The organism is Kribbella sp. NBC_00482, assembly GCF_036013725.1.
GTDB lineage: Bacteria > Actinomycetota > Actinomycetes > Propionibacteriales > Kribbellaceae > Kribbella.
On record NZ_CP107881.1, the window covers coordinates 3,536,504 to 3,558,214 of the forward strand.

The 21,711-nt window shown below is 67.7% G+C and carries 22 protein-coding genes; 6 read left to right on the forward strand and 16 right to left on the reverse strand.

Features of this window, described 5'->3' with window-relative positions; genetic code table 11:
• The first annotated feature begins 1 nt into the window (after nucleotide 1).
• Nucleotides 2-868 (forward strand): neutral zinc metallopeptidase, encoded by an 867-nt coding sequence (locus OHB24_RS17500; protein ID WP_327640101.1) that lies wholly within the window; start codon nucleotides 2-4, stop codon nucleotides 866-868.
• On the opposite strand, the gene OHB24_RS17505 is transcribed toward OHB24_RS17500, so the two are convergent.
• The gene (locus OHB24_RS17505) at nucleotides 855-1,310 is read right to left on the reverse strand and encodes a GNAT family N-acetyltransferase (protein ID WP_327640102.1); all 456 of its coding nucleotides are present in this window, start codon (nucleotides 1,308-1,310) and stop codon (nucleotides 855-857) included. The two genes, OHB24_RS17500 and OHB24_RS17505, sit on opposite strands and share 14 nt — an antisense overlap.
• 237 nt (nucleotides 1,311-1,547) lie before the next feature.
• Here OHB24_RS17505 and OHB24_RS17510 point away from each other — a divergent pair, with 237 nt between their 5' ends.
• Nucleotides 1,548-2,408 (forward strand): mechanosensitive ion channel family protein, encoded by an 861-nt coding sequence (locus OHB24_RS17510; RefSeq protein ID WP_327640103.1) that lies wholly within the window; start codon nucleotides 1,548-1,550, stop codon nucleotides 2,406-2,408.
• 403 nt (nucleotides 2,409-2,811) lie between these two features.
• On the opposite strand, the gene OHB24_RS17515 is transcribed toward OHB24_RS17510, so the two are convergent.
• The 5 genes from OHB24_RS17515 to OHB24_RS17535 all read right to left on the reverse strand — a co-directional run bounded on the left by OHB24_RS17515 (nucleotide 2,812) and on the right by OHB24_RS17535 (nucleotide 7,639).
• Nucleotides 2,812-3,336 (reverse strand): hypothetical protein, encoded by a 525-nt coding sequence (locus OHB24_RS17515; protein ID WP_327640104.1) that lies wholly within the window; start codon nucleotides 3,334-3,336, stop codon nucleotides 2,812-2,814.
• A gap of 39 nt (nucleotides 3,337-3,375) precedes the next feature.
• The gene (locus OHB24_RS17520; protein ID WP_327640105.1) at nucleotides 3,376-4,098 is read right to left on the reverse strand and encodes a hypothetical protein; all 723 of its coding nucleotides are present in this window, start codon (nucleotides 4,096-4,098) and stop codon (nucleotides 3,376-3,378) included.
• Nucleotides 4,099-4,188: 90 nt separating this feature from the next.
• Nucleotides 4,189-5,193, reverse strand: coding sequence for an N-acetylglucosamine kinase (locus tag OHB24_RS17525; RefSeq protein ID WP_327640106.1), 1,005 nt, complete (start codon nucleotides 5,191-5,193; stop codon nucleotides 4,189-4,191).
• Complete coding sequence (locus OHB24_RS17530; protein ID WP_327640107.1) at nucleotides 5,181-6,437, reverse strand: 6-phospho-beta-glucosidase; 1,257 nt, start codon at nucleotides 6,435-6,437, stop codon at nucleotides 5,181-5,183. The genes OHB24_RS17525 and OHB24_RS17530 overlap by 13 nt, the downstream gene beginning before the upstream one ends.
• A gap of 14 nt (nucleotides 6,438-6,451) precedes the next feature.
• Complete coding sequence (locus OHB24_RS17535; RefSeq protein WP_327640108.1) at nucleotides 6,452-7,639, reverse strand: ROK family transcriptional regulator; 1,188 nt, start codon at nucleotides 7,637-7,639, stop codon at nucleotides 6,452-6,454.
• A 145-nt stretch (nucleotides 7,640-7,784) separates the two neighbouring features.
• On the opposite strand from OHB24_RS17535, the gene OHB24_RS17540 reads away from it, so the two are divergent.
• Both OHB24_RS17540 and OHB24_RS17545 read left to right on the forward strand, forming a co-directional pair.
• Complete coding sequence (locus OHB24_RS17540; RefSeq protein WP_327640109.1) at nucleotides 7,785-9,437, forward strand: ABC transporter ATP-binding protein; 1,653 nt, start codon at nucleotides 7,785-7,787, stop codon at nucleotides 9,435-9,437.
• Nucleotides 9,434-11,212 (forward strand): ABC transporter ATP-binding protein, encoded by a 1,779-nt coding sequence (locus OHB24_RS17545; RefSeq protein ID WP_327640110.1) that lies wholly within the window; start codon nucleotides 9,434-9,436, stop codon nucleotides 11,210-11,212. The genes OHB24_RS17540 and OHB24_RS17545 overlap by 4 nt, the downstream gene beginning before the upstream one ends.
• On the opposite strand, the gene OHB24_RS17550 is transcribed toward OHB24_RS17545, so the two are convergent.
• The 8 genes from OHB24_RS17550 to OHB24_RS17585 all read right to left on the reverse strand — a co-directional run bounded on the left by OHB24_RS17550 (nucleotide 11,160) and on the right by OHB24_RS17585 (nucleotide 18,544).
• Nucleotides 11,160-12,125 carry a DUF2891 domain-containing protein gene (locus OHB24_RS17550; protein ID WP_327640111.1) on the reverse strand — a complete coding sequence of 322 codons (966 nt, stop codon included), beginning with the start codon at nucleotides 12,123-12,125 and terminating at the stop codon, nucleotides 11,160-11,162. The genes OHB24_RS17545 and OHB24_RS17550 overlap by 53 nt on opposite strands.
• 19 nt (nucleotides 12,126-12,144) lie before the next feature.
• Entirely contained in the window at nucleotides 12,145-13,116 is a 972-nt protein-coding gene (locus tag OHB24_RS17555) for a DUF979 domain-containing protein (RefSeq protein WP_327640112.1), read from the reverse strand.
• On the reverse strand, nucleotides 13,113-13,814 hold the full coding sequence (locus OHB24_RS17560; RefSeq protein ID WP_327640113.1) for a DUF969 domain-containing protein: 702 nt from the start codon (nucleotides 13,812-13,814) through the stop codon (nucleotides 13,113-13,115). Before OHB24_RS17560 ends, OHB24_RS17555 begins: the two co-directional genes overlap by 4 nt.
• A 679-nt stretch (nucleotides 13,815-14,493) precedes the next feature.
• The gene (locus OHB24_RS17565; protein ID WP_327640114.1) at nucleotides 14,494-15,171 is read right to left on the reverse strand and encodes a uracil-DNA glycosylase; all 678 of its coding nucleotides are present in this window, start codon (nucleotides 15,169-15,171) and stop codon (nucleotides 14,494-14,496) included.
• A 147-nt stretch (nucleotides 15,172-15,318) separates the two neighbouring features.
• Entirely contained in the window at nucleotides 15,319-15,864 is a 546-nt protein-coding gene (locus OHB24_RS17570; RefSeq protein ID WP_327640115.1) for a DUF1990 family protein, read from the reverse strand.
• A complete protein-coding gene (locus tag OHB24_RS17575) occupies nucleotides 15,861-16,640 on the reverse strand; it encodes a YndJ family protein (RefSeq protein ID WP_327640116.1) in 780 nt (259 codons plus the stop codon). Before OHB24_RS17575 ends, OHB24_RS17570 begins: the two co-directional genes overlap by 4 nt.
• Nucleotides 16,637-17,656 carry an LCP family protein gene (locus OHB24_RS17580; RefSeq protein ID WP_327640117.1) on the reverse strand — a complete coding sequence of 340 codons (1,020 nt, stop codon included), beginning with the start codon at nucleotides 17,654-17,656 and terminating at the stop codon, nucleotides 16,637-16,639. The genes OHB24_RS17575 and OHB24_RS17580 overlap by 4 nt, the downstream gene beginning before the upstream one ends.
• An 84-nt stretch (nucleotides 17,657-17,740) precedes the next feature.
• Entirely contained in the window at nucleotides 17,741-18,544 is an 804-nt protein-coding gene (locus OHB24_RS17585) for a helix-turn-helix domain-containing protein (RefSeq protein WP_327640118.1), read from the reverse strand.
• 70 nt (nucleotides 18,545-18,614) lie between these two features.
• Between OHB24_RS17585 and OHB24_RS17590 the strand changes: the two genes are divergently transcribed.
• Together OHB24_RS17590 and OHB24_RS17595 are read left to right on the forward strand one after the other, a co-directional pair.
• Nucleotides 18,615-19,400 carry a phytanoyl-CoA dioxygenase family protein gene (locus tag OHB24_RS17590; RefSeq protein ID WP_327640119.1) on the forward strand — a complete coding sequence of 262 codons (786 nt, stop codon included), beginning with the start codon at nucleotides 18,615-18,617 and terminating at the stop codon, nucleotides 19,398-19,400.
• 83 nt (nucleotides 19,401-19,483) lie between these two features.
• Nucleotides 19,484-19,777: an HU family DNA-binding protein gene (locus tag OHB24_RS17595; protein ID WP_130383055.1), complete on the forward strand. Its 294-nt coding sequence runs from the start codon at nucleotides 19,484-19,486 to the stop codon at nucleotides 19,775-19,777.
• A 3-nt stretch (nucleotides 19,778-19,780) separates the two neighbouring features.
• Here OHB24_RS17595 and OHB24_RS17600 read toward each other — a convergent pair whose 3' ends face one another.
• Complete coding sequence (locus OHB24_RS17600) at nucleotides 19,781-20,719, reverse strand: SMP-30/gluconolactonase/LRE family protein (RefSeq protein ID WP_327640120.1); 939 nt, start codon at nucleotides 20,717-20,719, stop codon at nucleotides 19,781-19,783.
• A gap of 52 nt (nucleotides 20,720-20,771) precedes the next feature.
• Nucleotides 20,772-21,680 carry an SMP-30/gluconolactonase/LRE family protein gene (locus OHB24_RS17605; protein WP_327640121.1) on the reverse strand — a complete coding sequence of 303 codons (909 nt, stop codon included), beginning with the start codon at nucleotides 21,678-21,680 and terminating at the stop codon, nucleotides 20,772-20,774.
• Between the last annotated feature and the right edge of the window lie 31 nt (nucleotides 21,681-21,711).

Sequence of the window (21,711 nt, forward strand, 5' to 3'; positions counted from 1 at the left end):
GGTGCGGCGTACGGCGGAACGTGTGGTGGCGGTGTTCGTCGCCGTACTGCTGGCCGGCGGCTGCACTCGGCAGGTTGCCGCGCCGGAGGTGACGCCTGTCGTGACGCCGACGGTGAGTGCTGCGCCGGTGCGGGTGCCGGTGGGGCGGGTGGTGCAGGCTGCAGAGCCTGTTAAGGATGGGTTTTTGCTGGACAACCAGATGTACCGGTCGGGGGAGATCGCTGCGGTCAGTTGTTCGCTGCCGACGGCGAAGCTGGCGAACAAGCAGGCGATGATTCGGTACGCGAACGCCTTTGTGGCCTGCCTGGACAGGGCTTGGGCGCCGGTGATCACCCGCGCGGGGTTCGACTTCGTCCGGCCGTCCGCCGTGTACTCGTCGCCGGCGGGAACGAAAACGGCCTGCACAGTGATGGACAAGGAGTACTACGGTCTCTACTGCTCCTCCAACCACGGCATCTACTTCAACTGGCCGGAGTACGTCGTCGAGGGAGCATCCCAGGAAGGCGCCCGGGCGTCGGTGCAGTGGCTGATCGCCCACGAGTACGGCCACCATGTGCAGGAACTGACGGGCATCCTGGACCAGTACGGCGAGCGCTACTCCTCGACTCGGGATGCGGCGCAGCAGAAGGTCGAGGAGAACCGGAGCGAGATGCAGGCGCATTGTTTCGCGGCGGCGTTCTTCGGAGCCAACCAGGAGGCGTTCCGGATCCGCGGTGAGCGGCTCAACCACTACGGACACGCAGGGTACGACCGGCGCGAGGACGACATGGTCAACTTCGACCGGTGGTTGCGGCAGGCGTTCAAGGCGAAGGGGCCGAGCGGCTGCAACACCTGGGCGGCGCCGGCGGGAAGCGTTACCGGAGTTTGAGTTTGAAGCCCTCGTGGGTGTTGGCGAAGCCGAGGTTTGTGTAGAAGCGGTGGGCTTCGGTGCGGGATTTGTCCGAGGTGAGTTGGACGAGGGCGCAGCCGCGGGTGCGGGATTCCTCGACGGCCCAGCGGACGAGGGTAGTGCCGAGGCCGGAGCCGCGGGCGGGAGCCGCGACGCGGACGGCCTCGATCAGACCGCGGGTGGAGCCGCGGCGGGACAGGCCGGGGATGATGGTGAGCTGGAGTGTCCCGATCACCTCGTCGTTGCGATCAGCAACGACCAGCAGTTGGTTGGGGTCGGCATCGATCTGTTCGAACGCCGCCAGGTACGGCGTCAGGTCGTCGAGCGACTCGCGGGTGGCGCCGAGCTGGTCGTCGGCGATCATCGCGACGATCGCGGCAACGTCGGAAGCGGTGGCGCGGCGGATCACGACATCGTTCATGGGTACAGGATCGCAAACGCCTGAAGCGGTTCAGTCGGCAGGGTAAGCACCGAAGTACCGCGATGGTGATTGCCTTACGCAAACACTTTTCGTTGCCCGGCGCGCCTGTTAAAGCTGTTTGCCCAAGGCATCTGAGGGTACGAGTCATACTGGACACCACTGCATCCGCCCGTGCCGGGGTTGGTGCAGTCATGTGTGCCGACAGCGGATGCGGGCCCAGTCCGGAAGGAACATCCGATGTCAGCGTTAGCTATCGACTTCACCCAGCCGTTCGAGGATGCGTTCAGCAAACTGCTGTCGTTCATCCCGAACCTGCTGGGCGGCCTGGTCATCCTGGTCGTCGGCTACTTCGTGGCCAAGATTCTCGGCAATCTCGTCGGCCGGCTGCTCGGCCGGGTCGGCTTCGACGGCTGGATGGAACGGGCCGGCGTCTCCGGTGTGCTGCAACGGTCGGGCACGGGGCTGACCGCTTCGGCGATGCTGGGCAAGGTCGTGTTCTGGTTCGTCTTCCTGATCAGCTTCACGATGTTCGCCTCCGCACTCGGCGTGCCGGAGATCTCGAACTTCATGAGCGACATGCTCGGCTACATCCCGCGGATCTTCGCCGCGATCGTGATCGTCTGCCTGGCGGCGCTGTTCGCCAACTTCCTGGCCGCGGTCATCCGCGGTGCGACCGGCAACGAGACCCTGGCCAAGGTGGCCCGGTACGCCGTGCTCGTGTACGCCGCGTTCGCCGCCCTGACCCAGCTCGGTGTCGCGGTTCAGCTCACCGGTAACACGCTGCTGATCGTCCTCGCGGGCGCCGCGCTGGCTCTCGGTCTCGCTTTCGGCCTCGGGGGCCGCGAGATGGCCGGCCGGGCACTGGGCAACCTGTTCGACAAGGACAAGATGGTCAAGCCGGCCGCCCAGAACGGCATGGACAACGGCACGACGGCGGCGTACCCGCAGCAGGGCGGCTACCAGGGCAACTACGAGGGCGGCTACCAGCAGCCGACCCAGCCACCTGTCGAGCCCCAGCAGCACCCGGCGCACAGCGCCGCGCCTGGCAACTGGTCCAACGGGACCCCGCAGAACGGCAATTGGCAACAGGGTCAGTAGCCAAGAAGTTCACACCAAGGCAGTTCTCCTCAGGCGGGCGGCAATCCAACCGGATTGCCGCCCGTCGCCTGTTCGCCTCCGCTCTCCTGACGGCGCTCCTCGGGCTCCGGTGTGCAGAACGCGTGCGACGTGACGAGCGGGCGCGGTCGGCGTTCCGGCCGCCTGCCTTGTCGGGGATCGCGCCGAGTCGTGGCGTTTGGTTGGCCACTGGAACGTCGAGTCGTGGATCGAGGCTGCGTTTGGCCGCCGAAGTCCACGACTCGAGGAACGTGGGCTACCCCTCGGCCTGGCGGACTCGGCGGCTGGTAGCCGCTGGCCTTCTACGTCCCGGCAGCGGTCACATAACCCGCTTCCGGCAACACACCACACCACCCGACATCATCCGGTCGTAGGTGGGCAGCTGTTAGTTGTTGTCGGGGCCTGTCTTGCGGACCTCTTCGACCTTGGTCATGGCCTCGCGGAGGTCGGCCAGCCAGGTTTCGCTGTGCTGGGCGACGAGTTTGACGCACCAGCCGAGGGCGTCGCTGCGGGAGCGGGCCACGCCGGCGTCGACGAGGGTGTCGAGGACCTGGCGTTCGGGCTGGCGGAGGCGGGTCATCACCGGGGCTGACAGTGAGGTGAAGACGGTACGGGTCTCGCCGCAGCGCACGCCCCACGCGACCTTCCGGCGGGTGGCGTGCTCGAGTTCGCGGGCGATCTCGATCCGGCGCTCGCGGGTGTCCTCGCGGTACTGCTTGATCCGGCCGTCCTCGGCGGCGGAGCGCTCGGCCGCGCTCACGTCCTTGTTCTGCTCGGGTGCGGGGATCCGGCCGACGATCAGGATCTCGTCCCGGTCGATCTCCAGCTCGATGTCACCCTCGAACCAGTCGCCCGGCAACCGCCCGGTCAGCCAGCCCCGCACCTTCTCCTGCTCGGTCTGCGTACTCATGTAATCATGATTACACCCAAACAGGTCGAGCTCAAGGAACTAGTGGTACTGGACCGTGTACGCCACGTGCGCGTCGCCCTGCGACAGGCCCATGTTCGACACCCCGATCACCAGCGTGTGCCGGGTGACGTCGTTCCGATAGGTCACATACGTCGTACCCGCCGCGCCTTCAGTCGCGATACGGGTCCAGTGAGGTCCGCCCTTCGCGGCGACCTTGTGCAGCTCGCGTACGGCGGTCGGTGTGGCGTAGTACGCCGTCCACTTCGCGTCGCCGCGTCCCCAGGCCCGGACGAGGTTGTCCGACCACTGCACCGCGTTCCACGCCTTCGGTTCGCCGCTGAACTTCGCGATGTACGCCGCGTGCCAGCCGCCTGCCGCGCGCAGGCCGACGTTCTGTACGCCGATCGTGAGGTTCCCGCCGCGTGCGTCGTCGTGGTACGTCACGTAGATCGTCCCAGCAGCGCCTTCGGTGGAGACGCGCCGCCAGTGGATCCCACCTGGCAGAGCCTGTCCGTAGAGCGTGCGCGCGGTCGCCGTCGACGCGTAACAGTTGGCGGTCGCGGTTGCGCCGCTGCCCCACGCGCGGACGAGTCGGTCGGCGTACGTCGCCGCCGAGACGTTTGTTGCGGACGCCAGCTTGCTGCAACTGGCGGTGGCGCTGGTGGTGCCGGCGTTGGCCGGCGCGGCGCCGGTGAGAAGCAGCGGTGCGGTGACCGCGAGTGCTGTCGTACTGCCTAGACCAATGATCCTGCGAATCATCATCGACCTCCCGAGTGGATGTGGTCCTGCTAGTGGGACGCCGCACCGCACTCGGGAGTTTGCATCGGTTTCCAATGAAACAGGTCTGCAATATCAAGCAGCCGGTGGCGGTGCGAACGCGGCGCGTAGCCGTTCCTGAGCGCTCGCTCCGGCAGCGGTGTGATCAAGACCGAGCAGAGCCGCACCGACCACCGGCGGTACGTCGACCACGCGCGGGATCGCCTTCGGGGCAACGTCGGCGAGCAGCTTCGTGACTCGCTCGAGAAGGACCGAGTGGCCCGCCGTCAGCACGCCGCCGCCGAGGACCACGGTGACCCGCTCGCCGAGCAGGTCGAGCCGCCGCAACGCACTCGCGGCCATCGCGACGATCTCCTCGGCCTGCTGCTGAATGATGCCCAGGGCAACGATGTCGCCGGCGGCCGCGACCTGGAACAGCACCGGCGCGGCCTCCAGCTGGCGCTCGGCCGGAAGCTCGCCGAAGTGGAACGCCTCGATCACCGCAGTCAGCGACGGCATCCCGTAGTGCATCGGCAGTGCGGTGAGCAGTGCGGTGGCCGGACCACGACCGTCGTCAGCTCGCGACGCCGTCCAGAACGCCTCCTCGGCCAGTTGCGCTCCACCGCCCCAGTCGCCGGTCAGCTTGCCCAGTGCCGGGAAGCGCGCGGTCCGCCCGTCCGGAAGCATTCCGGAGCAGTTGATGCCCGCTCCGCACACGACCGCGACACCGCGCGGCTCGTCCACCCCGGAGCGCAGTAGGGCGAAGGTGTCGTTGGTGACGTACACCGACTCGGCCCAGCCGCGGTCCTCGAAGGTGGCGGTCAGTTGCTCGACCTCGATGGGCAGGTCGGCGTTGGCCAGGCACGCCGAGATCTGCTGCACCAGTGGTACGTCGCCGACGCGTAGACCCGCCGCGGCCGCCGCAGCACGGACCAGTGGCTCCAGTTCGTCCACAGCGGCCGCGGCGCCGATCCGCTGCGGTTCGAAGCCGCCGCCACGCGCCGTACCGAGTACTGTCCCGTCGGCTGCGACGAGAGCGACGTCGGTCTTGCTGTTGCCTGCGTCGAAGGCGAGAACACCGCCTGGGACTAGCGCGCCCACGGGAGGTAGTCCTTGTTGTGCGCCAGCAGCTTGTCCGTCAGCTCCTGTGCGATGGAGATCTGCCCGACCAGTGGATGCGCCAGCAGAGCTTGGAACACACGCTCGGACTCACCCTTCACGGCAGCCTCCAACGCCAGGTCCTCGTACGCCGTGACGTGTGCGACCAGTCCGGCGTACAAGGGCTCCAGTGGGGACACGGGCTCCGGCTTCGTGCCCTGTGCGTTGACCGTGGCCGGTACTTCAATGACAGCGTCATCGGGCAAGAATGGGAAGGTGCCGTTGTTGAGAGTGTTGACGACCTGTACGTCGCCAGTGTCGTTGAGCAGAGACGATGCGAGTGCGACGGCCGCCTCCGAGTAGTACGCGCCGCCGCGCTTTTCGAGCAGTGCGGGCTTCTCGTCGAGCTGCGGGTCGGCGTACATGTCCAGCAGCTCCTTCTCGAGTGCAGCGACCTCAGCGGCTCGGGACGGCTTTGTGAGCAGCTCCTGCACCACGGCGTCGTGTGCGTAGTAGTAGCGCAGGTAGTACGACGGGACAACGCCCAGCTGTTGCACCAGGTCCGGCGGAAGGTGCAGGTCATCCGACAGCTCGCCCAGGTGCTTGGAAAGCAACTGCGGCAGGACGTCCTCACCGTTGACGCGGACCGCGCGCTCCCAGGTGAGGTGGTTCAGCCCGACGTGGTCGAGCGACACCTCCTCCGGCGTGACTCCCAGCAGCGCGGCGAACCGGCGCTGGAACCCGATGGCCACGTTGCACAGCCCGACCGCCTTGTGCCCGTGGGACAGCAGGGCCCGCGTCACGATCCCGACCGGGTTGGTGAAGTCGATGATCCACGCGTCCGGGTTGGTACGCCGTACTCGCTCGGCGATGTCCAGCACGACAGGTACCGTCCGCAGGGCCTTCGCGAGACCGCCCGCACCCGTGGTCTCCTGGCCGACGCAACCGCACTCCAGCGGCCACGTCTCGTCCTCGTTGCGTGCAGCCTGCCCACCGACGCGCAGCTGCAGCAGTACGGCGTCCGCGCCATCGATCCCCGCGTCCAGGTCGGACGTGGTGATCACCCGGCCGGCATGCCCTTGGTTGGCGAAGATGCGCCGCGCCAGACCGCCGACCAGCTCGAGCCGGTCGGCGACCGGGTCTACGAGCACCAGCTCCGACACCGGCAACGTGTCCCGCAGCCGAGCGAATCCGTCGACCAGTTCGGGCGTGTAGGTGGACCCGCCACCAACGACTGTGAGTTTCACGCTGCCTGCTCCTACTAGGTAATTGGTGGACCCGCCGTGTCGAAGACCTCGTCGCGGGTGGTGCTCAGGGCGGACTGCAGTGCTCCGGAGAGCACGGGGTCGATGCTGATCGCGGTCATCAACAGCTGCGGCCGCGGTACGGCGAGATCGGCCAGCTCGTCCTGGACCAGACCGCGCAGGCGTTCGCCGCCTGCGGTGATGACGCCGCCGGCCAGCACGATCAGCTCCGGGTCGACGACCGCGACGATCGCGGCCAGACCGACCGCGAGCCGGTGCGCGAACTCGTTCAGTACGGCGTCGCCGGCGCCCTCGGTCTGCAGGGCGATCGCGATCGCGGCCTCCGGCGTACGGGCTTTCAGACCGTGCTCGCGGGCGAGCTCCAGGACCGGTTCGCCGCCGGCGAGTTCCTGGAAACCGCCGGCGTTGTTGCGGCCGACGTTGCGGACCAGCGGCGTACCCGGAAGTGGCAGGAACGCGACCTCGCCGGCGCCGCCGGTCGCGCCGCGGTGCAGCCGGCCGTTGATGACGATCGCGGCGCCGATGCCTTCCTCGCCCCAGAGCAGCACGAAGTTGTCGTGCTGCTGGGCGTGGCCGACCTGCTGCTCAGCGATCGCGGCCAGGTTGACATCGTTCTCGACCTCCAGCGGTACGGCGATCGCCGCGGCCAGCTCCTCGAGCAGGTGCGGGGCGTGCCAACCAGGCAGGTGCGTCGCGTACCGCAGCCGGCCGGTCGTCGGGTCGAAGCCGCCAGGCGTGCCGATCGAGACCCGGTGCAGGCGTTCACGGCTCAGGCCCGCCTCGCCGGCCGCGCCCTCGATCGCCTTGACCACACGGTCGACCGTGCCCTTGGCGCTGCGGCCCGGCGTGGCCAACTCGTAGTGGCCGACCACGTTGCCGGTCAGGTCCGCGATTGCGGCACGGATCCGCGTTGGCGTGACGTCCAGCCCGCCGACGTACGCGATCCCGCCGTTGATCTCGTACAGCTGCGCGTTCGGGCCGGGGCGTCCTGCGGTGGTACCGCTCGGACGTACCAGCCGGGCCGCCTCCAGCCGCGCGAGCAGCTGCGACGCGGTCGGCTTGGACAGCCCGGTCAGGTTGCCCAGCGTGGTGCGTGAGAGCGGGCCCTGGCTGAGCAGCAGGTCCAGGGCGGCGCGGTCGTTCATCGCGCGCAGCAGGCGCGGCGTTCCGGGTGTTGTTGCCATGGGCCAACCCTGCCTCCCTTCGCCGCCCGCGGGTACTCGCCGCGCTGATCCCACGAACTGTTAGGAAAGTTTCCTATTAACGCGAGACCGTACGGCGGACTTCCACAGGTGTCAATCCGTTGCCGTGGGTTAGGGTTGCCTAACTATGTCGACTGGGGAGCTGTTGAGGCGGGCGATTCGGCGGCATCGGGGCCGCATGGTCGCGGGGGTGCTGGTGTTGTCGTTGCACCAGGCGACCGAGGCGGCGGTGCCGGTCGCGATCGGGATCTTCGTGGACCGCGCGGTCTCGACCGGCCGGGTCGAGCCGCTGCTGTGGTGCGTACTGATGATGGTCGTGCTGTTCGCCGTACTGTCGAACGCCTGGAAGACCGGTGCGCGACAGGTGGTGTGGGCGATCGAGCACGAGACGCACCTGCTCCGGCTGGAGATCGCGCAGCGAGTGCTGGATCCCCGTGGTCACCGGACCGGACTGCGTTCGGGGGAGCTGTTGTCTATCGCCACCTCGGACGCCGAGAAGGCTGCGCTCGTCATGCGGTCCGTCTCGATGGGAGCGGCGGCATGTACGGCGTTGATCGTGTCGTCGGTGTCGTTGCTGTTGGTCGACGTACCGCTGGGGCTCGGCGTGCTGATCGGCGTACCGCTGCTGGTGCTGGGGATTCAGGCGCTGTCGCCGTTGCTGACACGTCGTACGTCGAGCCAGCAGGAGGCAGTCGCTCAGACGACAGCACTGGCGACGGACCTGGTCAGTGGGCTGCGGACGTTGCGGGGGATCGGAGCGCAGCACAACGCGGCCGCGCGGTACCGGCGGTCGAGTGAAGCGACACTGCGGGCCACACTGCGCGCTGCGTCGACGAATGGGCTACAGGACGGTGTGACGACCGCACTGAGCGGTCTGCTGCTGGCTGCTGTTGCTGGTGTGTCCGGCTGGTTCGCGTTGAACGGACGGATCACCATCGGCGAACTGATCACGGTGGTCGGGCTGGCGCAGTTCGTCGCCGAGCCGGTCGGGACACTCGGGTACGCGAGCCAGGTGCTCGCCATGTCCCGCGCCTCGGCCTCGCGACTCGCCTCGGTCCTCTCGGCACCCCCACTGACAACCACCGGCACCTCGACGACCATCGACTCAACCCAACCTCTCCTCGCAGTGGAAGGCGTTTCACACGGGACTCTGTCGTCGCTGACCCTCGTACTCCGGCCAGGCGAGTCCGTCGGAGTGCTCTGCTACGACCCGCGTGATGCCGACGCCCTGCTGACCGTCATCGCCGGCCGCGCCCCTGAGCACACTGGCTCCGTACTGGTCGGCGGTACTCGCCTTGAAGAGCTGGACGTTGATGCGGTACGCCGGACCGTGTTGCTGGAGCGGCACGAGACAGACCTGTTCGAAGGAACGCTGCGCAGCAACCTCCTGGTAGACGCGGGGCTGGAGCGCGTGATGACGGCTGCTGGTGCTGCTGACCTGATCGAAGAACTCGACCGGCCGTTGGCGGACAGGGGACAGACGTTGTCCGGCGGCCAGCGTCAGCGTCTCGGACTGGCGCGTGCGCTGCTGGCTGAGCCACCGCTGCTGGTGCTGCACGATCCGAGTACCGCGGTGGACGCGGTGACCGAGGAGTTGCTGGCGGAGGGGCTTGCCGAGGAGCGAGCTGGCCGGACCACGCTGGTGTTGACGAGCAGTCCAGCACTGCTGGGAAAGATGGACCGGGTTGTGGTGGTCGCTGACGGGTCGGTGGTTGCTGAGGGCATCCACTCGGAACTGGCCGCGTCGGACCCGGCCTACCAGGAGGCGGTGCTGCGATGAACCTGCTGCCGATCGCGGGCCCGCGCGCGACATGGGTCGTTCTGTGGCGAGAGCTCCGGAGGCTGCCGGGGCTCTCGATTGTTGCGGCCTTGGTGATCACAGGTGCAAGTGCGGCTGGTCTGGTCGCGCCGTGGGCTCTTGGTGTGCTGATCGACAATATCGGCGACAAGTCGGCCATTGTGCGGGTCGTGGTGCTGATCGGGCTGGCGGCGGTGCTGGCCGGCGTACTGACGGCTCTCGGCGTGACGCTGGTCGCGCGGGTCGGTGAGACCGTGCTGGCGCGGATCCGCGAGCAGGTCCTCGACCGGGTGCTGCAGCTGCCCGCGCCGGTGCTGGAGAAGGTGCGGACCGGTGACCTGCTCTCGCGAGTCGGCGACGACGTGGCGTCGGTGGCGGCAGCGCTGACCGAGGTCGGGCCGTCGGTGCTCGGTGCGGCGTTGACGATCCTGCTGACCGTCGCCGGGATGTTCGCGCTCGACTGGCGGCTCGGGCTGGCCGGTCTGCTCGCCGTACCCATGTACTACCTGGCGCTGCGGTGGTACCTGCGGCGGTCGGCGCCGTACTACAAGCAGGAACGTGTGGCGATGGGCGAGCGGTCCGAGGCGATCATCGCGTCGCTGCGGGGCAGCGCGACAGTCCGGGCGTACCGGCTGGAGGACCGGCAGCTGGCGAAGATCGGGGAGACGTCCGGTACGGCGCGGGACATCTCGATCACGGTGTTCCGCTTGTTCAGCTTCTTCTCGTCGCGGATCAACCATGCCGAGTTCACCGGGCTGACGGCGATCCTGGTCACCGGGTTCTTTCTCGTACGGGAGGACTCGGTGAGCGTGGGTGCCGTGACGGCGGCAGCTTTGTACTTCCACCGGTTGTTCAACCCGGTGAACGTCGTACTGATGGAGTTCGACCAGATCCAGACGGCGGCGGCCGGGATGTCCCGGCTGGCCGGCGTACTGGAGATCGAGCCGGCTCCGGAGCCGCCTGCGAGCCCAGACCCCGCTGACGCTTCGCTGGAACTGCAGGCGATCGGTCACCACTACGACGGTCCTGAGGTCCTCACTGAAGTCTCACTGCGACTCGAGCCAGGTGAACGGGTCGCACTGGTCGGCGCGAGTGGTGCCGGCAAGACCACGTTGGCTGCGATCGCGGCTGGTGTTCTCGCGCCGTCGTCCGGTGTTGTGAAGCTCGGCGGGGTCGACGTGCGCGATCTGGGCGAGGACAGGACGCGTACCCAGGTCGCCCTGCTCAGCCAGGAGGTGCACGTCTTCTCCGGAACGCTCATGGAGGACGTGCAACTGGCACGACCCGCTTCAACAGCTGAGGAAGTAGGAGCTGCACTTGATCGGGTCGGTGCATCCTCCTGGGTGCGTGCGCTGCCTGACGGCTTGGACACGGTTGTGGGGGAGAGCGGCCATCCGTTGACAGGTGCACAGGCACAGCAGCTTGCCTTTGCCAGGCTGGTGCTCGCTGACCCGCCGGTCGCCGTACTGGATGAGGCGACGGCCGAGGCGGGCAGTGCCGGTGCGCGTGAGCTGGAGCGTGCCAGTGCGGCGGCTACGGCCGGACGGACCACACTGGTCGTCGCACATCGATTGACTCAAGCTGAGCAGGCGGACCGGATCGTCGTACTCGACCATGGGCGAGTGGCCGAGTCAGGGACGCATGAGGCGTTGCTGGCAAGCGGTGGTCGTTATGCGCAGCTCTGGCGTAGCTGGACCGGTACGTCTACGCCTGGTCAGCCAGGAGAGCGAACGACACGAGCCAGTGCGTCGACATGAAGTCTCCGTCGGTGACCGTCGGCAGCACCGCGTCGACCTGACGGTCCGCACCAGCACGCAGTACGTCGGCAACGTCCGGCAGCGCCGGCGCGATCGTCCGCAGCTGCCACGCCCGTGACAACGCCAGCCCGGACAGGTGTGCCAACTGCCCGTCACCGGAGTCATCCGTCACCGGCACCTCGAGCAGATGCTGATGCGCGTCGCCACCCAGTCCGGGGAGGAACGCGGACAGCCACTGCACGAACTCGGCGTCCGGCAGCACCCGCCGCATCAACTCCGCCTCGGACAGCGCGGGTGACAAGAAGTCGGTCCCCGACGGCTCGAACCGGGTGTCGTACGCCGTGTCGTTGCCGAACCACTGCAGCGCGCGAGCTCGGATCGCCTCCACCACATCCGTGCGACCCAGTTCGCCGTACGCCTCGTGGAGCAAGGCGAGAGCGAACGCGGAGTTGAGGTGTACGCCGTGTCGCACCGGGTACGCCTGCTTCGGCAACCAGGCGAGGACGAGGTCCGCGATGACATCGCCGAGCGGAGTGAGTGCGTCTGCCCACTGGGTCTTGCGGGTGGCGGCGACCAGCATCGCCGCCCAGGCCCAGCCGTACGGGCGTTCGTACGACGGCCGCTCGCGCAGGTACGCGGCCTCGGTCGCGATCGCGTCGGACGTGAGGCGCTGGTCGAGCACCTCGATCGGGCGGCGGCCGACCTGGTCCGGCGCCAGTGTCAGCAACCGGACCAGGGACCACTGCATGTGTGCGCTGGAGTGCCAGTCGTAGGACCCGTGGAACGTCGGGTGCAGGCGATCCGGGGTCACGTCGACGTCGTCCGGGCCCTTCGACGCGTGGGCCGTGCCGTACGGGTACGGCGTCTCGAGCACCTCGCAGGCGATGTCTGCCCAGGCGGCGGCGTACTTCATGAAACTCCCTGTCGATCGGCTAGAACGCGAAGAAATACATGATGACGATGTTGCAGCCCAGCAGCGGGATCGCGGTCGGGATCTGCGCCTTGATCGGCCCGTACTGGTCCTTCATCTGCAACAGCGCTGCCGGCACCAGGTTGAAGTTGGCCGCCATCGGCGTACACAAGGTGCCGCAGAAGCCGGCCAGCATGCCGACCGCGAACACGACTGCCGGGGTGCCGTCGAACTGCTGCACCAGCAGCGGCCAGCCGACCGCGGCCGTCATCACCGGGAACGCGGCGAACGCGTTGCCCATGATGATCGTGAAGATCGCCATACCGATGCAGTACAGGGCGACCGCGGCGATCAGCGAGCCCTTCGGGACCAGATGATCGGTGACGCGTCCGACCGCCTTGCCGACCCCGGAGGCGTTGAACAGCAGGCCGAGCGTGGCCAGCATCTGCGGCAGGATCGCCGCCCAGCCGATGTGCTCGAGCAGGCGACGCCCCTCGTGCAGCGGCACCGCCGGAGACTTCGGCCTGAACAGCACCATGCCGAGGATCAGCGCGAGGATCGACGCGACGCCGAGGCCGATGATCGTCGCGGATCCGGTCTGCAGCAGCAGCTTGCCGTCGCCGAGCTTCACCTTGGCCAGCCAGGCCCCGAAGAGCGCCGCGACCACCGGGATCACCAACGCCGGCAGGAACAACTTGTTGCCGAACCGGTCGGCGAAGTGCACGCGCTCGGCCGGGGTCGTCGTACGCTCCTCGCCCTTGCCCGGGAAGCCCGAGCCGGCCAGGACCGCCAGGCCGATCACCGCGATACCGAGCAGCCAGGACGGCGCCTGCTTGTTCACCACGAACGTGCCGTAGCCGAACGAGACCCCGAGGATGCCCCAGAACGCCGCGCTGCCGACCCGCTTCGGGTTGCTGCGATCGTTGAGCACCTGCAGCGCGATCAGGACGAAGAAGATGCCGCACAGCCAGTAGAACCATTCGACCTTGATCATCGCGCGGCCTCCTTCGCCGCGGCCTTGTCCTCGGCCGCGAGCTTGTCCAGCTGGCGATCGAGGAGCAGCAGCCGGGTGCCGTGGATGAGCAGCGCGCAGATCCCGGTCGGGATCGCCCAGAGCGCGATGTCGATCGCTTCCAGGTGCAGGCCGTACGTCGTGTCGACGAAGCCGGTGATCAGCAGGATCGAGCCGATCGCGACGAAGATGTCCTCACCGAAGAACAACCCGATCGTGTCGGCGCTGGCCGCGAAGCCCTTGATCTTCTCCTGGATCTTCTCCGGGAGTTTGCCGTAGCGGCGTTCCGCGGCGCCGGCGGCCATCGGGTGGATGAGCGGCCGGACCGCCTGTGCGGGCCCGCCGATGCTGGTCAGGCCGAGGGCTGCGGTGCCTTGCCGGATCAGCAGGTAGATGGCCAGCAAGCGGCCGGTGGTGACGACCGTGAGCTTGCTGATCAGCTTGCGGGCCTGGTGTTGCAGGCCGTAGCGCTCGATCAGCCCGATGACGGGCAACGTGACGATGAAGACGGTGACGGACCGGCTGCCGGCGAAGCCGTCGCCGAACGCGTTCAGGATCTTGACCGGAGACAGTCCGCCGATCAGGCCGGCCACGATCCCGGCCGCCGTGACGACCAGCATCGAGTTGATCCGGAGGGCGAACCCGACGACCACGACCGCGATAGCGAGCAGAACCCACATGGTTCCTCCCGGAGGGACAGGGCGATTCCGCTCACCATAGGAGATTGTTGAACGATCCTGCAATGCATCATTCGAACAAATCTTTCGGAAACACGACAACGCGCCGTGACCGTGAGGTCCCGGCGCGTCGTCGTACCGCTGGAAAGAGGGCCACTGTGACACATGTATGGGTGGTTGGGCTGGGTCGGCTGACCGGAGCGCGGTGGCGGGGGAATCTGGTGGCATGAGACAGGAACTCGTGACGTGAGACCTGAAATACCAAGTCCTCACCGACCACAACCTGTCCCAACCCACCGCCGGGCCGGTAGGCACGCGACCGCATCGCGCAACAGGAACGGATAACCCCTCGCGTTCAGGGTTCTCCCCTCGCATATCAGCAGAGAACCCCACACGCGAAGGGATATCCGCTCGCCTTCTGGTCGGCGTCCGGCTCGCAGGCAGCGGCGCGATCGGCGTGGGCCTAGGAGACAAGTGCGCGCCCACAGACCAGACCCTCACAGTCGACCAGCCCGCAACTGCCATCGCTCGTGGTGTACGGCGGAGCGGGGCTGCCGGGTCTGGGGACAGGAAATGGCGGCAGGAGACAGGCAATACGAGGTCCCCACCCACCGCTACCTGTCTCACGGCTCCGGACCGGGCAATCATCACCCACACATCGGACAGAAGAGCCGAGAAGTGGTTAGGGGAGGCGCCAGTCGACTGGCTCGGCGCCCTGCTCGGCGAGGAGGGCGTTGACGCGGCTGAACGGGCGGGAGCCGAAGAAGCCGCGGTCGGCCGACATCGGGCTCGGGTGCGCGCTCTCGACGTACGGCGTGCTGCCCAGCATCGGCTTGAGCGTCTGGGCGTCGCGGCCCCACAGGATCGCGACCAGCGGGCCGCCGCGGTTCACCAGCGCGTGGATCGCCTGCTCGGTGACGGTCTCCCAGCCCTTGCCCCGGTGCGCGCCGGACTTGCCCGGCTGTACGGTCAGCACTCTGTTGAGCATCAGTACGCCCTGGTCGGCCCACGGGGTGAGGTCTCCGTTGGACGGCGCCGGTACGCCGACGTCCGCCATCAGTTCGCGGTAGATGTTCGCGAGGCTGCGTGGAATCGGCCGTACGTCGGGGGCCACCGAGAAACTGAGTCCGACCGGGTGGCCCGGTGTCGGATACGGGTCCTGCCCGACTACGAGCACCTTCACCTGTTGCAGCGGCCGGTGGAACGCCCGCAGCACGTTCTCCCCGGCAGGCAGATAGGCCCGGCCTGCGGTGATCTCCCCGCGCAGGAACTCACCCATCTGCGTCACAGTGCTTTCGACCGGAGCCAACGCCTCAGCCCAGTCCGGCGCCACCAGATCCGACAACGTCTTAGGACTCACCCGCCACAGTCTCCCAGCACTGCGGCTCGCAGTGCACCCCGGGTTGTCGCCGGTTGTTCGCGTGTCGCTCAAGCGCTGGTGTGGCTGGAGACGGTACAAAGGTCGCGGCCCCGCGGAGGTATGAGCTCGCGGGGCCTTTGCTATGCCCTAGCCGGCGAGGCGGCGGAGGGCTGCGGCGTAGCGGGTGGCGGCGTAGTGCTGGGCTCTGCGGGTGATGGGGCCGGCCAGGCGGGTGTACCAGGTGGCAGCGCGGCTGTACGCGCGGATGGTGGCGTGAACGCCGTCCGGGTCGCGGGTGATGAGGAAGGACTCCTCGCCGGCCTCGGGGTGGCCTGCCAAGGTGCCGTACGCGAAGCCGACGCGGTCCGGTTCGTTGACGACCCAGACGACCCGGCACGGGACCGGAAGCCCTCCCTGTGTTCGGAAGCGACGGATCAGCATGCCGAGTCCGAGGCGGCCCAGTGAGTCGGTGCCGACCTGCGGTGGTGTGGCGGTCGCAGTCACCGGTATGCCGGCCGCGCGGTGCATGCGCCACGTCATCAACGCGTCAGCAGCCCGCTGGAACACCTCGTCCCCGTCGCCGATCCGCTCCCGGTACTCCAGCCGGTGGTAGCCCTCGGGCGTGTCGTCGTACTGCGTGCACCCGACCTCGTCGTACGTGAACCGCAACCCCGCCAGGTCTTCCAGCTTCATCGGGCTCCTTCCCGTCGCATCGCCAGTACGCCGCACAAGCCAAAGCCAACCGCATTCGCCACACCGTGCGTGGCAACCATCCACTCCAACGGTAGGTACGGCGTGTCCACCACATGTCCCAGTGCCCAGCTGAGCGCGAGCAGCATCGTCAGCACAAGCACGGAACCGGACACCATCAACAGGATCGCCGTAGTCCGGTCCGCCCGCCGCGAGCGCTTCCATAGGTTCCAGCCGACCAGCCACATACCTGTGGTTAGTACGAGGGCTCCTGCGAGCTCCACCGGGTCACCGAGGAAGAACCCGAGCAGAACGATCGCAGTACCCAGAGGGACGCTGACCGCAGCTAGGCCGTCCGCAGTGAGGTACGCCATCAGTGCGGCCGCGAAGCCCGCGAAATGGAAGTGGGCGACCGTCAGCGACAGCACGGTCAGATTGAAGCCGAACAGCTCGTACGACGAACGCTCGGCGACCAGTGCGAGCGCTGCGATCGACGGTGTGACCAGTGCGGTGTAGAGCGCGACCTGTCGCGTGCTGATGGTCCTGTGCTGGAAGAAATGCCGTGCAGCCAGTGCGATGAGGACAAGCGTGCCGGCGAAGTAGACCGACGCGAGCACGATCGACACTGGACCGCGTGGGAGCCACAGAGCCACCGCACCAGGAACGGCGAACGCGAACCACCAGCGGTTGCTGGTGGTTCGCGTCGGCAGGAGAGTGAGTCCGAGGGGTACGACGATGAGCATCCCCAGGCTCACCACCGCGTGGACGAGGACGGTCAACTGCTCTTCAGGCCGCTGGTGTTGTCTTCCTTGAGCGCATTGAAGAGCGCCTTCGCCTTGGCGTTGTCCCACTTCACGGCGTCACCGCGGTTGCAGCAGAGCTGGAAGTTGTCGTCGCTGGTCGGCACGCTGAGCGCGACGCCGCTGCTGCCGGAGATCGCCTGCATGCCGCGGGCGAACTTGATGAAGTCGAACAGGCTCATGTCCTTGTCGACGGTCAGCGCGTCGACGCCCTTGGTCGCGACGTTGTAGTACCGCACCGGGTTCAGGAACGTCGACGGCGAGGCCGCCTTCTTCGCGACGGCGCCGACCATCTGCCGCTGCCGCTCGGTCCGGCCGAAGTCGTTCTTGCCGTCGGCCTTCCGGGACCGCACGTAGCCGAGGGCGTTGACGCCGTCGAGCTCCTGGCAGCCGGCCGGCAGGTCGATGTGCGCGTCCTTGTCCTTCATTGCCTTGGGCAAACACATGTTGATTCCGCCGACGCTGTCGATGACGCTGGCGAAACCGCCGAAGCCGACCTCGACGTAGTGGTCGATGCGCAGCCCGGTGTTGCTCTCGATCGTCTGGATCAGCGACGCCGGACCCTTGTTGAAGGCGGCGTTGATCTTCTGCTTGCCCTCGACGCCGGGGATGTTCACCGCGCTGTCGCGGGGGATGCTGATCAGCACCGTCGGCCCGGACTTCGGGACGTGCATCAGCATGATCGAGTCGGTCCGCGGCGGGCCGGCGTCGCCGCCGGTGTGCAGCCGGGCACGCTCGGCCCGGCTGAGGTCCTCGCGGGCGTCCGAGCCGACCATCAGGTACGTCGTACCGGGGGTCTCGGCCGGCCGCTCGCCGGTGGGCATCGCGTCGAGCTTGTCGATCCGGCTCCAGGCGTAGAGCGGGACCGCGATCAGCATCGCAACGATCAGCAGGACGATCAGTCCGACGGTCCGGAGGAACCAGTTGCGGCGCTTCTTCGTCGGGCGTCGCGCCGGGTTCGCCTGTCGCGGGTCGATGGGCTGCGTTTCACTCATAGCCATGACCGTATCGGTGACCGGCCCTCGAGCACGTCACCCCAGTGAATGGTTTTACACGTCGGAAAGTCGATGGCGCGTCCTTCAAAGGGAGGAAATCCGTCCTGAGATCGAACCAGATCGCCGGAACGCGACCGGCGACATCCCAACTCTGGCGGCGAACAAGCGGCTGAAGTACGCCGGGTCGTCGTATCCGACTCTCCGTGCGACCGCGGCCACGGACAGGTCCTCCTCGGCGAGCAAAACCTTTGCAGAGCTGAGTCTGGTGCTCAGAAGGAGCTCATGTGGGGTTGAGCCCGTCGTACGGCGTACTGCGTCGCGCAGCTCGTTCACGCTGAGTCCTAGCTCACTGGCGTAGTCCTGAATGCTCATCGGCGTACACGCGAGCTCAGCGAGCCGTGCGGCGACTCCGTCACCGGAACTCGTTCCAGCCTGACCGATCAGGTCGTAGAGCGCTCCCGTGAGCTGTACGGCGTTGTGCTGCGTGCTGATGCGGAGCAGGCGAGTGAACGCGCGGTCGATCGCACGTGGGTCGCCGTACCGGCGGACTGGTTGGCTGGGATCGAGGTGGCCGAGCGAGGTGAGTGCTGCGGTCGCGGGTCCGCTGAACAGGGTCCAGGCCTGACGCCAGCGTGTTGCGGGGCGGTAGCCGTGCAGAACGCCGGGGAAGAGCCAGAGCATCGCAGGTGCGCGTACCTCGTGCAGTTGACGGTCTGGACCGTGTAGCAGGTGGCCGTGTCCTTCTCTCAGCCAGACGAGGGCGTGACAGCCGAGTGCACGGTCCGGTGCTGGCTTGGCGGCGTGCGTCTGTTCGCCGGCGCCGAGACAGAAGAGTCCAAGTTGGCTCTCGACAGCGCCTGGTGTCAGGTAGATCGACCAGTTCTGCACGGTACAAGAGTCCAAGAAGCTGGCGCGGGTGTCCATTCCGCTGAGCGCCGTACGCCGGTGGAATGGAGGTGTGCTGACGTCTAACGGATACGTGCTCGATGAGCAGCGGTTGGGTGAACTGGTCCCGGTGCCTGAGTCGGAGCGGGGTGATCGGGGGCAGTTGCGTGCACGGTTGCAGCGGGACGGGTACCTGTTCCTGACCGGTCTGCTGGACCCTGCGGTGGTGCTGGCGTTCCGGGAGTACTACTTCGGGCTGACTGGGGCTGTTGCGGACCGAGCGTCGTACCGGAAGGTCCTGTTCGAGGAGATCGTGCCGGGGGCCGAGTACGCGGCCTTCTGTGCACAGCCGGCGTTGAAGGGCTGGTTCGAGTGGTTCCTCGGTGGTGAGCCGTTCCTGCACCGGCGGAAGATCATCCGGCAGACAGCGCCGGGTGAGAACGGCATCGGTACGGCGACGCAGGCGCACTACGACCTCGTGTACCTGCGCGGCGGCAGCGACCAGGTGCTGTCCGCGTGGATCCCACTGGGCGACTGCCCGGTCAGCCGCGGCGGACTGACCTACCTGGAGGGCAGCCACCACAGGGTGCTCGAGGAGGAGGCTGCCGGCCGCCTGAAGCGCCCTGCGGCATCCATCACCGCGGACCTACCCGCTCTGGCGACGCAGTACGACGCCAACTGGCTGGTCACGGACTACGCGGCCGGAGACGTCGTCATACACACCGCGCACACCGTCCATGCGGCGCTCGACAACGTGTCGACGGAGCTGCGCCTGTCGACCGACATCCGCTACCAGCGCGCCGACGACGCGATCGACGACCGCTGGCAGAACCACTGGCACGACCGGGACGGTTTGTGACCGGTATTTGGATGCTTCTCGCTAACGACAATCATTTCGGTTAAGGTGCGGATCGGAAGGTTGAACCGAGTCCGAGGAGAGCCGTGAACCGGAACGAACTGATCGCCGGCGTGGCGCAGAAGGCGGGTATCCCGCGAGGCCAGGCCGAGAAGGTCATCGACGCGCTGGGCGACGTCGTCACCGAGGCCGTGCAGCGCGGCGACAAGGTGTCGCTGACCGGCCTGCTCAGCATCGAGCGGGTCATGCGCGCCCCGCGCACCGGCCGCAACCCGCAGACCGGCGAGCCGCTGAACATCCCGGCCGGCTACTCCGTGCGCCTGTCGTGCGGAAGCCGCCTCAAGGCTGCAGCCCGAGGCGACCTCCGCACCGTCCGCTGACCCTCAGCGGCGAACGGCCGTTGCCCAGTAGGGCGTTGTCGCGGTCGGCGGAGTGCTGAATCGGGCATTGGCCAGGTAGAGCCGGTGCCCGAACGCGGCGGCGGTCGTCGGGATGTCGAAGCCCGGATCGGTGATGGTCCGGGTCTGCGTGCCCGTCGTCCCGGCCCGGTTGAGGTGCACCACCGCGACCTGGTTGGAGAAGTTCTGCACGACGTACAGCGTGCGGCCGAGCAGCAGCATGCCGTCGCCGTTCGTCATCAGCGTGCCGCCGAGGTCGACGCGCTTCGTGACGCCGGTCCGCGGATCGACCCTGAACAGGAACCCGGTCGACGACTGCACGATGATCACCGCGCGACCGTCCGGCGTCAGCGTGAGGCCGTTGCCGTTGAACCCGGTCGGATCGTGCACGTAGTCGCCGGTCAGCGGCACCGTCCGCACCTGGTTCAGCAGTTTGCCGTGGCGGCCGATCGGCACCTGGTAGACGACGGGCCGGCTGGAGTCCGTGAACCACGCGCTGGTCTTGCTCAGCACCACGTCGTTCACGAACGTCGCCGGCTCCGCGGTCAGCGGGTAGCTCTTCAGGATCTTCCCGGTACGGGTGTCGACGACGCGCGCCGTACCGCTCGAGCCGCCGGCGATCCACAGCCGCCCACGGTCGTCTGCCTTCAGGCCGACCGACGGCGTACCGGGTCCCTGGCTGATCACCTTTCCGCGTCCGGTGCGCAGCGCGGCGGCGTAGATGTCGCCGTCGGCCAGCGAACCGAAGTACGCCGTACTGCCGCTGATCGCGATGCCCTCCGGCTGGAATCCGTCCGGCAGGTCAATCTGCGCCGGGAACACCTGCTTGACGGCGTGCCCGGGTGCACCGGCCGCCGACGTGGAGACGAGGCCCATCAGCAGGATGGGCAGGCCGAGAACGGCCATGACACGACGGATGTTCATGTTTCCTCCCCTTCGGCACACCGTAGGACGGCCGGTGGCAACCGGGAACGGTTCAGCGTTCGACTGCTGTGACCCAGTACTCCGTGGTGGGGGTCGGTGACGTAGTGAAGCGGGCGTTCGGCAGGTAGAGGCGGTTGCCGAAGGCTGCGGCGGTCGTCGGTACGTCGAAGTCCGGGCTGGTCAGTTCGCCGACCACCTCGCCCTTCGTGCCGGTGTGGTTCAGCTTGAGCACCGCGATCTTGTTCAGGCGGTTCTGGACGACGTACAGCGTGCGGCCGAGCAGGAGCAGGCCGTCGCCGTTGGTCATCAGCACGTCGCCGATGTCGATCCGCCGGGCCACACCGCTCCGCGGGTCGACCCGAAGCAGGAAGCCGGTCGACGACTGGACAATGATCAGCGCGCGGCCGTCCGGGGTCAGCGAGATGCCGTTCGCGTTGTTGCCGGGCAGGTGCTGGTAGTCGCCGGTGAGCGGAATCGTCTCGGGCTTCGGGCCGGCGACCCGGTAGAAGACGGGCTGCTGCGAGTCGGTGAAGTACGCGCCGTCCTTGGCGAGGATGACGTCGTTCACGAAGGTCGGCGTCGCGTTGGTGAACGTGAAGCTCGCCAGGACCTTGCCGGTGCGGGTATCGATCACCCGGCCGTTCCCGCCGGCGGCTCCGGCGACGAACAGGCGGCCGAACCGGTCGACCTTCATCCCGAGCGAGCCGGTGCCCGGGCCCTGGCTGATCACCTTGCCCCGGCCGGTGCGCAGGTCGGCGGCGTAGATGTCCCCGTCGGCGCGGGAACCGAAGTACGCCGTACCGCGGGCGATCGCGATGCCTTCCGGCTGGAATCCGTTCGGCAGGCTGAACTTGGTGGGGAACGTGGCCGGCGCGGCGTTCGCTGCCTGTGTGCTCGCCAGGCCCAGCATTAGGGCGGGCACACCGGCGAGGGCAGTGCGGCGGCGGACGAGGTGTGACATGGCGGGGTCCTCCTGATCCGGGTCTTTACCC

Coding starts and splice junctions, on each gene's coding strand:
- OHB24_RS17505 (WP_327640102.1), bottom strand. CDS start 1,310: ATGAACGATGTCGTGATCCGCCGCGCCACCGCTTCCGACGTTGCCGCG.
- OHB24_RS17510 (WP_327640103.1), top strand. CDS start 1,548: ATGTCAGCGTTAGCTATCGACTTCACCCAGCCGTTCGAGGATGCGTTC.
- OHB24_RS17515 (WP_327640104.1), bottom strand. CDS start 3,336: ATGAGTACGCAGACCGAGCAGGAGAAGGTGCGGGGCTGGCTGACCGGG.
- OHB24_RS17520 (WP_327640105.1), bottom strand. CDS start 4,098: ATGATGATTCGCAGGATCATTGGTCTAGGCAGTACGACAGCACTCGCG.
- OHB24_RS17535 (WP_327640108.1), bottom strand. CDS start 7,639: ATGGCAACAACACCCGGAACGCCGCGCCTGCTGCGCGCGATGAACGAC.
- OHB24_RS17540 (WP_327640109.1), top strand. CDS start 7,785: ATGTCGACTGGGGAGCTGTTGAGGCGGGCGATTCGGCGGCATCGGGGC.
- OHB24_RS17545 (WP_327640110.1), top strand. CDS start 9,434: ATGAACCTGCTGCCGATCGCGGGCCCGCGCGCGACATGGGTCGTTCTG.
- OHB24_RS17550 (WP_327640111.1), bottom strand. CDS start 12,125: ATGAAGTACGCCGCCGCCTGGGCAGACATCGCCTGCGAGGTGCTCGAG.
- OHB24_RS17555 (WP_327640112.1), bottom strand. CDS start 13,116: ATGATCAAGGTCGAATGGTTCTACTGGCTGTGCGGCATCTTCTTCGTC.
- OHB24_RS17560 (WP_327640113.1), bottom strand. CDS start 13,814: ATGTGGGTTCTGCTCGCTATCGCGGTCGTGGTCGTCGGGTTCGCCCTC.
- OHB24_RS17570 (WP_327640115.1), bottom strand. CDS start 15,864: ATGAAGCTGGAAGACCTGGCGGGGTTGCGGTTCACGTACGACGAGGTC.
- OHB24_RS17580 (WP_327640117.1), bottom strand. CDS start 17,656: ATGAGTGAAACGCAGCCCATCGACCCGCGACAGGCGAACCCGGCGCGA.
- OHB24_RS17600 (WP_327640120.1), bottom strand. CDS start 20,719: ATGAACATCCGTCGTGTCATGGCCGTTCTCGGCCTGCCCATCCTGCTG.
- OHB24_RS17605 (WP_327640121.1), bottom strand. CDS start 21,680: ATGTCACACCTCGTCCGCCGCCGCACTGCCCTCGCCGGTGTGCCCGCC.